We start from the raw sequence: 9,441 nt of genomic DNA, 5'->3' as shown, positions 1-9,441 counted from the left end.
GCGTTCAATTTGAATTGAACGCCCTTTTTATATATATTGAATTAACTAATTACTTCTCACCACGTTTCGTAGCCGAATAGTTAATCTTCAAAGCATAAGATTTTCTAAGAGCATTTTTTACATCAGTAACAATACCCATCTTTGTCTTCTGATCTACTTTCAGAGACACAGTCATCTTAGCAGCATCGCCTTCATTCATACTCGCACGTTCCTGAAAAATGAAGTCTTGTACTTCACCCACTTCAGCATAACTGTCATTCAACTGAATACGACTTTCAGTACCCATTTTCGCGCGATATTCTTGTGTAGGTTCCCCTACATAAATGAATGTTACCAGTGATTTCTTCTCCAGTTTTTCGAGTTCAGTACCTTGCGGAAGTGTAAACTGCACCTTTAATGTTACCTCACGCATCGTTGTTACAATCATAAAGAAGAACAACAAGGTAAAGATAAGGTCAGGCAACGAAGAAGTATTCAATGCCGGCATTTCACGTTTACCAGTCTTATTAAATTTTCCCATTACTTACTTCTTTTTTTCTCCGTATTTTTTAGGTTCTGCTTCAGAAATTCGTTGCGGATAAACTTCACGAACAGCTTTCTGCTGTGCATCATTCAGTTCAGCGTAAGTAACCCCAAACTTTTCTTGAGCTAACTCATCTCTCAATTCATTGTATGCAGCTACCAATTCGTTCTGCACACTTATATATGCCTGATAAGAAGACCCGCGGTCATTCTGCAAAGAAATTACATGCTTATCATTAACAAGAGTAGTACCAAAGAAATCGACATTTTTTTGTGTCTTTTCCGGCATATTCTCAGCGTTATTGATGTTAGCAATAAACTCTTTGGCTTTCTGCCTCAACTGATCAACACCAATATAATCATTCCCGCACATCAAAGCATCATCTTTATTCAGATAAACCTGCAGGATGTTACGTTCTTTAATTTTATCGGTATTCTCATTCTTTTCATCTTCGGGTGGTGGAGGCAAAAGTCTTGCCAAACCACGGTCCGTATCCATTGATGTTGTAATCAAGAAGAAGATCAGCAACAAGAAAGCAATATCCGCCGTAGAACTTGAGTTTATATCAGGAACTTTTCTTTTTCCTTTTGCCATTTTAATAACTTATTTAATCGAGTATCCTCAATTGATTACGACAATTTTTTCTTTATACCACTCGCAATGATTGCAACAACTGTCACAAACAACAATATGTAAATAGAATAAAGGAACATATCAGTTACTTTCAGCCAAAAAGGAACATTGTCTGTACCACTATAGCCAGGAATCTGCATTGGTGTACCATCACCCATTGCCCAAGCTACAATAAGAACAACAGCTAAAAGAACCAAACCAAGTAAAGACTTGATGGCATTTGCCGGGTTATCCTTCAAAGCTGCACCAAATTGGAATACAGCAGCAATAACAGTGGCTGCAATGGCTAAGCCAAACAAAACGTACATCAGATAGAGTAAGGCGTCTGTTTGAGCCGGTTGCCACATTTCGGGATCTACTCCCGGAATTAAGGCATCGCCCGAGGCATCTCCTCCTAAGAAGAACAAGCCAATAACGATCAGAATAATAGCAAACATCGCATACAGTGCGTAATACGATATTCTATATGTTAACTTACTCATTTTAGATTATTTTTTGTATTTCAAGTTATATTTGATTACCATATCAAGCAAAGAGATAGAAGAATCTTCCATTTCACTTGTAAGAGCCTCAATTTTAGAAAGTACGTAGTTGTAGAATACCTGAAGGATCAATGCTACAATCAAACCGAAGATAGTTGTAATCAAGGCTACTTTCATACCACCTGCAACAACCGTCGGAGAGATATCACCTACCTGCTGGATTTTATCAAATGCCTGCACCATACCGATTACAGTACCCAAGAATCCGAGTGACGGAGCCATTGCGATAAACAGTGTGATCCAAGAACATCCTTTTTCAAGGTAACCTGCCTGTACACCACCATAAGATACAACTGACTTCTCAACTACGTCAATACCTTGATCGATTCTCATCAAACCTTGGTAGTAGATAGAAGCAACCGGACCTCTGGTGTTACGAGCAATGTCTTTAGCAGCTTCAACATCACCTTTTTCCAAAGCAGCTTCGATAGATGCCATGAATTTTTTTGTGTTGATTTCAGCCAAACTCAAATAAATGATACGTTCAATACAGAAAGCCAAACCGATCACCAAAGCGATAGCTACCAAACTCATGAAAGATGCAGTACCTTCGATGAATTTAACTTTGATTTCCTTGTGAATACCACCCTCTTCTGCAGCAGGAGCAGCAGCTGTAGTAGCTTCAGCGGCAGGAGCAGCTTGTTGTTCAGTTTGTTCTGCTGCAGGAGCGTCTTGAGCCTGAGCAAGTTGAATTGAGCCAAAAGTGAAGGCCCCAATCACAGCAACAATTGCAAATAACTTTTTCATTGTGTGTCTAATTTTTAAGATTAATTAATTGATTATTATTATTGTATTTACTTCTCATCTCTCTTTCATTTCTGCGGAGAGACGGGGATTCGAACCCCGGATACGCTTTTGGCGTATACACGCTTTCCAGGCGTGCCTCTTCAACCACTCGAGCATCTCTCCCTCTGTGTTTTCAGCATTTTCAGCTACAAATGTATTCTTTTTTTTCTTTTCAAGAAGCATTCTCCCCCTTTTATCTTGAATAAATACTGCAAATTAATATAATTTAAAACCTTTCGAACCTTATTTGCGGATTCCGAACACTTTTAACGCATTCACAGAAGTGACCTGTGCCACATACTCCGGATCCATCTGATAAATATCCGCCACCTTCATGAGTGTGTCTCTCACATTGGCACTTTCATTCCTCTTTCCCCGGTTCGGCACAGGAGCCAAATAGGGAGAATCGGTTTCAAGCACAATGCGCTCTAAAGGAACAGTCGTCAATGCCTCCGGCAAAGTCGATTTCTTGAAAGTTACAACTCCATTGATACCTAACATAAATCCTTCAAATTCCAACAATTTCGCCGCTTCTTCCGATGTCCCGGTAAAACTATGAAAAATGCCGGTCAAAGAGGTATTTTTATAGGGTTCCATTACCTTATATATATATTCAAACGCTTCTCTTGAATGGATTACAATGGGAAGACCATATTCCAGCGCCCACTCTATTTGCTTTTCAAAAACCAAGATTTGCTCTTTCAGAAAAGTCTTGTCCCAATAAAGATCAAGACCTATTTCTCCGATAGCCACAAACTCACGGGAAGTCGACAAGTATTTGTGAACAATCGCTAATTCCTGTTCATACGATTCATTGACAGAAGTAGGGTGCAGTCCGATCATCGGATAGCAAAATCCCGGATAATCCCTACAAACCGACAACATAGCATCAATGGTCGTACTGTCTATATTGGGCATAAAAATATAGGAAACTCCCGCTTTCTGCGCACGTTCCATCACCAATGGCAGGTCTTCGGTAAATTCTTCAACAAAAAGATGAGAATGAGTATCGATCAACATGATATTTCTTTTTCTTCTTTTATTTTTTCGCTGGAGCGATAATAATATATCAGTCCATAGTCGCGGCATTTTTCTAATCGGGTATCATTGGGAGTGACATCCTGGTATTTGGCTTCTACCTGATTCCAGATATCCAAAATCAATTCATCGGCACGGTCACGCATAGACGCCAGTTCATCAAGACTACGATTGGTTAATGCCTGATAGTTCTTCTGCCGTTCATAGCTTTCCAGAAAAATATCATAATGCACTTTTACGCGTGCAATAGTCGGATTATAAATAGGTATGCCACCTTGAGTGGTCCTTAATTGTTCGCCTTCGATTATTTTCTTCCCCCACTCTACCAGAGAGGCTTCACTCAACAGGTCCGGTACGGTATTGGAAGCAGGCAAGCCATATAACTCTTTATGTGCCACCTTGATTTCATCACGAAGCACTGCCAAATTGAGCACCTGAATAAAATGAGAGATATACAGCCGGGCAGTCTTCACATTCATCTGGTGTTTACGGCTGGCACGCGACTGATTATCGTAGCACTGGGTATAATAAATTTGCGCTGCCTCAAACCGATGCAAAAAGTTACGCGCTTCAAATAATGTCTTCAATGTAATAGCCAAGTCACGCACATTATACATCTCTCCCTTTTCGACAGCCGCTTTCAGCGCCCGAACTCTTGCTTGATCAGTATTTGGTAGTCGTCTATAAGGCATATCTCCGATACTTAACTACATTTCACGATACATTAATAATTTCACCAGATTCTTCAGTTCTTTTTTTCTGTCTTCCGCAACAGCTACCGCCGCCAGACTTTCCATAGCGAACGTATAATATTCACGCATTTTGCTTTCACAAATATTGCGGATATTCAACTGATTATAGATTTCAGTTACCGCTTCGATTTTTTCAGAAGGTTGAAAAGCCTCCGCATTCAACCAACGATTCAATTCAGCATGCTGCTTTTCATCCGCACGGTTCAGTGCTTTGATAAGCATATATGTTTTTTTATTGCAGAGGATGTCTCCACCTATCTTCTTCCCGAACACTTCCGGATCACCATATACATCCAACAAATCATCCTGTAACTGGAATGCTACTCCAATATGCATTCCAAAATTATATAGATTTTCTGCATCTTCAGCAGTCGCTCCTGCCAGAATTGCACCTATTTTAAGACTACCCGCAAGCAACACGGCTGTTTTCAAACGAATCATTTCAATGTATTCGTCTTCTGTAACGTCACAGCGAGATTCAAATTCCATATCCAGTTGCTGTCCTTCACAGATTTCGAGTGTAGTCAAACTGAATAAATCCATCACTTCTTTCAGGTGTTCCGGTGGACAACCCGTCATATACCGAAATGCCAGAATCAACATAGCATCTCCCGAAAGTACAGCAGTATTATCATTCCAGACCTTGTGCACGGTAGGTTTCCCTCTGCGCACATCCGAACGATCCATCAAATCATCATGCAACAAGGTGTGATTGTGGTAAACTTCAATCGCAGTGGCAGGATCGTATATAGACGCAACATCCTCCCGATACAAGTTATATCCCATCAACATTAATACAGGACGTATCCGCTTCCCACCCAGAGAAAGGATATATTCAATCGGTTCATAAAGTCCTTTCGGCGTCCGGGTAAACTGGATTTCAGAAATATGATTATTTATCTTATCGAGTAATTGAGAAGCTGTAAACATGATGAATAAAAAAATTAATGAATAAAAAGAGGCTGCCGAAAGCAGCCTCTCCATTTATAGTGTTACAAATTACTGCAATCTAAACATCACAGGAACTGTAAATTTAACACGTACCGGTTTTCCGCGCTGCATACCTGGTTTCCACTTCGGCATGGTATTAATCACACGGAGGGCTTCTTTATCCAGATACGGGTCGACGCTACGTACAACCTTCGCATCTACGATACTACCGTCTCTGTTAACAACGAACTGTACGATAACACGTCCTTGAGTTCCGTTTTCCTGTGCGATAGTCGGATATTTAATATTTTTTGCCAGATACTGCATCAAAGCTGCTTGTCCGCCCGGGAAGTCCGGCATATTTTCTACAACCTCGAAAATAGTCTGTTCTTCCGGTTCTTCTTCAACCACTTGTACAGGCACATATTTTACTTCTACACGAGCTTGATTATCTTCATTGATAATAGTTGTTGTTTCCTCAATATCAGCTTTATCATCCACAATCTCCAGCAATTCTGCTACCTTTGGAGCTTCAGGTGGTGGTGGAGCTGCTTGTTCAGGGGTTTCGGTAATAGGAATAATTTCCTCTTCAAACACGACATCGGCTACTGCCTGGCTTGTATCTATCTTCACGTCACGCTGGGTCCATTCGAACGCCACGAACATGAAAGCTAGAACTACCACGTAACCAACGAGCAACCATGTAGACTTCTTGCCTTCCAGGTCTGCCTTGGGTGATTTTTTAACTTCCATAAATTTATTAATATAATGATTAAAAAAAAGTGTCCTTTCATGTGTCTCCGGGCAAATATAGTACATTTTCATGTATTCGTTCCCCTCTTTGCCTCTTTTTATCCGGCTTTTTAACTTTTTTAATTCTTTCGTACTTGTCTTGCTCCTTTTAACGGCAAACTTATGGTTGATTTTCAAATTTGCCGTATCTTTGGCGAACAAATCAGATGAACTGAATATGAAAAAGATAACAATTGCAATCGATGGCTTTTCCTCTTGTGGAAAAAGTACAATGGCCAAAGATCTTGCCCGCGAAGTGGGTTACATTTACATTGACAGTGGAGCCATGTATCGTGCGGTCACTTTATATAGTATAGAGAACGGGATTTTCAACGGAGACGTGATCGATACGGAGAAACTGAAAAAAGAAATCAAGAACATTCGTATATCTTTCCAGCTGAATAAGGAAACCGGACGTCCCGACACGTATCTGAACGGCGTGAATGTGGAGAATAAAATCCGTTCAATGGAGGTTTCTTCCAAAGTGAGCCCTATCAGTACGCTTGACTTCGTACGTGAAGAAATGGTGGCGCAGCAACAAGCAATGGGAAAGGAAAAGGGCATCGTCATGGATGGCCGGGATATAGGAACTACCGTTTTCCCGGATGCGGAACTGAAAATATTTGTAACCGCTACTCCCGAAATCCGTGCTCAACGTCGTTATGACGAGCTGAAAGCAAAAGGACAGGAAGCCAGCTTCGACGAAATTCTGGAAAACGTGAAACAACGGGATTATATCGATCAAAACCGTGAAGTAAGCCCGCTGCGCAAAGCAGAAGATGCGCTGCTCCTGGATAATACCGACTTATCGATTGAAGAGCAGAAAAAATGGCTTTTCGAACAATTTAATAAGGTAAGTAAATAGTTTGTTTTATGATCAAGGTAGAGATAGACGAAGGTTCCGGCTTCTGCTTTGGTGTGGTGACAGCCATTCATAAGGCAGAAGAAGAGTTGGCAAAGGGAGAAACACTCTATTGCCTCGGAGACATTGTGCATAATAGTCGGGAAGTGGACAGGCTGAAAACGATGGGATTAATCACCATCAATCGGGAAGAATTCAAGCAATTGAAAAATGCAAAAGTATTGCTCCGGGCGCATGGCGAGCCACCGGAAACTTATATGATTGCCCGTGAAAATAAGATCGAGATTATCGATGCGACCTGTCCGGTTGTATTACGTTTGCAGAAACGCATCCGACAAGGGTATCTGGCAGACAGTGACGAAGAAAAGCAAATTGTCATCTACGGCAAGAGCGGACACGCTGAAGTGTTGGGACTGGTAGGGCAGACAGACGGAAAGGCAATTGTGATTGAAAAGGCAGAGGAAGCCAAAAAGCTGGATTTAAACAAAAGTATCCGCCTTTTCTCACAGACAACCAAGTCACTGGACGAATTTCAAGAAATCGTAGAATACTTCAAACAACATATTTCACCGGAGGCGACTTTCGAATATTATGATACGATCTGCCGTCAGGTTGCCAACCGTATGCCTAAGCTCCGGGAGTTTGCGGCTACACACGATTTGATCTTCTTCGTCAGCGGCAAAAAGAGTTCGAACGGAAAGATGCTGTTTGAAGAATGTTTGAAGGTGAACGCTAATTCGCATTTGATAGATAACGAGAAAGAAATCGATCCTTCTCTTCTTCAAAACGTAAAATCGATTGGTGTATGTGGGGCGACTTCTACTCCGAAATGGTTGATGGAGAAGATTTACAATCACATTCGGACGCTTATCAAAGAATAATTGCTTTATTCATATAAAGAATAATAGCAAAGCAACATAAGAAAAAACGGCAAAGTAACACGAATGAATAAAAAGAAAGCAAGAAAGGGCTATTTGAACATTTTTAATGTTTTCTTCATACGAAAAAAAACTTCATAACCGCTGCTTTCAACTTTTTATTGTACATTTGCCGCGTCAAACTAATTAATGAGAGATTGTTATATGGGAACAGTTAAGTGTATCGGAATTTTGACCTCCGGAGGTGATGCTCCGGGAATGAACGCTGCTATACGTGCAGTGACACGTGCAGCTATCTACAATGGATTGCAAGTCAAAGGTATATACAGAGGCTATAAAGGTCTGGTCACTGGTGAAATCAAAGAATTTAAGAGTCAGAATGTGAGTAATATCATCCAGTTGGGTGGTACTATCTTGAAAACAGCCCGTTGTAAAGAGTTCACGACTCCGGAAGGTCGCCAGTTGGCTTATGATAATATGAAAAAAGAAGGCATTGATGCCTTGGTTATCATTGGTGGAGACGGTTCACTGACAGGTGCACGCATCTTTGCACAGGAATTTGATGTTCCGTGTATCGGACTACCGGGAACTATTGATAATGACCTTTACGGTACAGATACTACCATCGGATATGACACTGCATTAAATACGATATTGGACGCTGTGGATAAGATTCGCGACACGGCCACTTCACACGAACGTTTGTTCTTTGTAGAAGTGATGGGACGTGATGCCGGTTTCCTTGCATTGAACGGAGCGATCGCTTCGGGAGCGGAAGCTGCTATTATTCCGGAATTCAGTACGGAAGTCGACCAACTGGAAGAGTTTATCAAGAACGGATTCCGTAAATCAAAAAACAGTAGTATTGTATTGGTAGCCGAAAGCGAACTGACCGGAGGAGCCATGCATTATGCCGAACGTGTGAAAAACGAATACCCGCAATACGATGTACGTGTGACGATCTTAGGTCACTTGCAACGTGGTGGTAGCCCGACTGCCCACGACCGTATCCTGGCAAGCCGCCTCGGTGCTGCTGCTATCGATGCTATTATGGAAGATCAACGTAACGTAATGATCGGAATCGAACATGATGAAATCGTTTACGTACCGTTCAGCAAGGCTATTAAGAATGACAAACCAATCAAGAGAGATCTTGTCACTGTATTGAAAGAGCTTTCAATCTAATCTTTTTATTTTTAGGAGTTCAGCTTATATCAGTATATAAGATAAAGAGCGGTGGATGAACGGGAGATTTCCTTATCATTCACCGCTCTTCTTTCATTTATTCAATGCTTCTTTTCACCACAGAGGACACGGAGGACACAGAGGTGAATTTGTTTTATGACTTACGGTTGCGACCCTAATTTTGATGCGTAATCCTCCTACTATAAAGTTGAAAAACATAAAAACATCTGCCACCTGCAACCAAACGTGTGTAATTCACTAGTTAATAGATAGTTGTAACGTTGCAGATACTGTTGCAGATAGGTTGCAGATCAAAGTATCTGCCACACAGTATAAGCCTTGCAAAGCCAATTCTCCATGGGTGCAAAAGTTTATTGTATACATTAACTTCCCGTTTCCAGGCGGGGAACTGTCGTTTCCGGCATTAGAAATTACAATTTCCACGGCAGGAAACGACAGTTTCTAAGGCGGGACACTACAGTTTCTACGTAAGGATACTGTCGTTTCCCCGTAGAGATAT

11 protein-coding genes and 1 tRNA gene are annotated in these 9,441 nt (G+C 41.2%); 3 read left to right on the top strand and 9 right to left on the bottom strand.

What is annotated here, in order from left to right:
• Nucleotides 1-49 precede the first annotated feature (49 nt).
• The 9 genes from BSCG_RS11635 to BSCG_RS11675 form a co-directional block, all read right to left on the bottom strand.
• A complete protein-coding gene (locus tag BSCG_RS11635) occupies nt 50-520 on the bottom strand; it encodes an ExbD/TolR family protein (RefSeq protein WP_004297931.1) in 471 nt (156 codons plus the stop codon).
• A 3-nt stretch (nt 521-523) separates the two neighbouring features.
• Nucleotides 524-1,117 (bottom strand): ExbD/TolR family protein, encoded by a 594-nt coding sequence (locus BSCG_RS11640; protein ID WP_004297930.1) that lies wholly within the window; start codon nt 1,115-1,117, stop codon nt 524-526.
• 35 nt (nt 1,118-1,152) lie between these two features.
• Nucleotides 1,153-1,638 (bottom strand): hypothetical protein, encoded by a 486-nt coding sequence (locus BSCG_RS11645; protein ID WP_004297929.1) that lies wholly within the window; start codon nt 1,636-1,638, stop codon nt 1,153-1,155.
• 6 nt (nt 1,639-1,644) lie between these two features.
• On the bottom strand, nt 1,645-2,445 hold the full coding sequence (locus BSCG_RS11650; protein ID WP_004312432.1) for a MotA/TolQ/ExbB proton channel family protein: 801 nt from the start codon (nt 2,443-2,445) through the stop codon (nt 1,645-1,647).
• Between the two features lie 74 nt (nt 2,446-2,519).
• Nucleotides 2,520-2,607: transfer RNA gene (locus BSCG_RS11655), tRNA-Ser, on the bottom strand.
• A gap of 120 nt (nt 2,608-2,727) precedes the next feature.
• Nucleotides 2,728-3,504: a TatD family hydrolase gene (locus BSCG_RS11660; RefSeq protein WP_008776302.1), complete on the bottom strand. Its 777-nt coding sequence runs from the start codon at nt 3,502-3,504 to the stop codon at nt 2,728-2,730.
• Nucleotides 3,498-4,214 carry a hypothetical protein gene (locus tag BSCG_RS11665; RefSeq protein WP_004297925.1) on the bottom strand — a complete coding sequence of 239 codons (717 nt, stop codon included), beginning with the start codon at nt 4,212-4,214 and terminating at the stop codon, nt 3,498-3,500. The genes BSCG_RS11660 and BSCG_RS11665 overlap by 7 nt, the downstream gene beginning before the upstream one ends.
• A gap of 15 nt (nt 4,215-4,229) precedes the next feature.
• Nucleotides 4,230-5,204, bottom strand: coding sequence for a polyprenyl synthetase family protein (locus BSCG_RS11670; protein WP_004306794.1), 975 nt, complete (start codon nt 5,202-5,204; stop codon nt 4,230-4,232).
• Nucleotides 5,205-5,273: 69 nt separating this feature from the next.
• Nucleotides 5,274-5,957: an energy transducer TonB gene (locus BSCG_RS11675; protein WP_004306792.1), complete on the bottom strand. Its 684-nt coding sequence runs from the start codon at nt 5,955-5,957 to the stop codon at nt 5,274-5,276.
• Between the two features lie 217 nt (nt 5,958-6,174).
• Between BSCG_RS11675 and cmk the strand changes: the two genes are divergently transcribed.
• The 3 genes from cmk (at nt 6,175) to pfkA (ending at nt 8,921) form a co-directional block, all read left to right on the top strand.
• Nucleotides 6,175-6,861, top strand: a complete 687-nt coding sequence (cmk, locus tag BSCG_RS11680; RefSeq protein ID WP_008776301.1) for a (d)CMP kinase — start codon at nt 6,175-6,177, stop codon at nt 6,859-6,861.
• A gap of 8 nt (nt 6,862-6,869) precedes the next feature.
• Complete coding sequence (locus BSCG_RS11685) at nt 6,870-7,739, top strand: 4-hydroxy-3-methylbut-2-enyl diphosphate reductase (RefSeq protein WP_004306786.1); 870 nt, start codon at nt 6,870-6,872, stop codon at nt 7,737-7,739.
• 201 nt (nt 7,740-7,940) lie between these two features.
• On the top strand, nt 7,941-8,921 hold the full coding sequence (pfkA, locus tag BSCG_RS11690) for a 6-phosphofructokinase (RefSeq protein ID WP_004297914.1): 981 nt from the start codon (nt 7,941-7,943) through the stop codon (nt 8,919-8,921).
• Nucleotides 8,922-9,441: the final 520 nt, after the last annotated feature.

It is taken from the genome of Bacteroides sp. 2_2_4, assembly GCF_000157055.1.
GTDB classification, from domain to species: domain Bacteria; phylum Bacteroidota; class Bacteroidia; order Bacteroidales; family Bacteroidaceae; genus Bacteroides; species Bacteroides ovatus.
Note: the sequence above shows the minus strand (reverse complement) of the source record. Positions and strands in the feature narration are given on the sequence as shown.

Coding starts and splice junctions, on each gene's coding strand:
- cmk (WP_008776301.1), top strand. CDS start 6,175: ATGAAAAAGATAACAATTGCAATCGATGGCTTTTCCTCTTGTGGAAAA.
- BSCG_RS11660 (WP_008776302.1), bottom strand. CDS start 3,504: ATGTTGATCGATACTCATTCTCATCTTTTTGTTGAAGAATTTACCGAA.
- BSCG_RS11685 (WP_004306786.1), top strand. CDS start 6,870: ATGATCAAGGTAGAGATAGACGAAGGTTCCGGCTTCTGCTTTGGTGTG.
- pfkA (WP_004297914.1), top strand. CDS start 7,941: ATGGGAACAGTTAAGTGTATCGGAATTTTGACCTCCGGAGGTGATGCT.
- BSCG_RS11670 (WP_004306794.1), bottom strand. CDS start 5,204: ATGTTTACAGCTTCTCAATTACTCGATAAGATAAATAATCATATTTCT.
- BSCG_RS11645 (WP_004297929.1), bottom strand. CDS start 1,638: ATGAGTAAGTTAACATATAGAATATCGTATTACGCACTGTATGCGATG.
- BSCG_RS11640 (WP_004297930.1), bottom strand. CDS start 1,117: ATGGCAAAAGGAAAAAGAAAAGTTCCTGATATAAACTCAAGTTCTACG.
- BSCG_RS11675 (WP_004306792.1), bottom strand. CDS start 5,957: ATGGAAGTTAAAAAATCACCCAAGGCAGACCTGGAAGGCAAGAAGTCT.
- BSCG_RS11650 (WP_004312432.1), bottom strand. CDS start 2,445: ATGAAAAAGTTATTTGCAATTGTTGCTGTGATTGGGGCCTTCACTTTT.
- BSCG_RS11665 (WP_004297925.1), bottom strand. CDS start 4,214: ATGCCTTATAGACGACTACCAAATACTGATCAAGCAAGAGTTCGGGCG.
- BSCG_RS11635 (WP_004297931.1), bottom strand. CDS start 520: ATGGGAAAATTTAATAAGACTGGTAAACGTGAAATGCCGGCATTGAAT.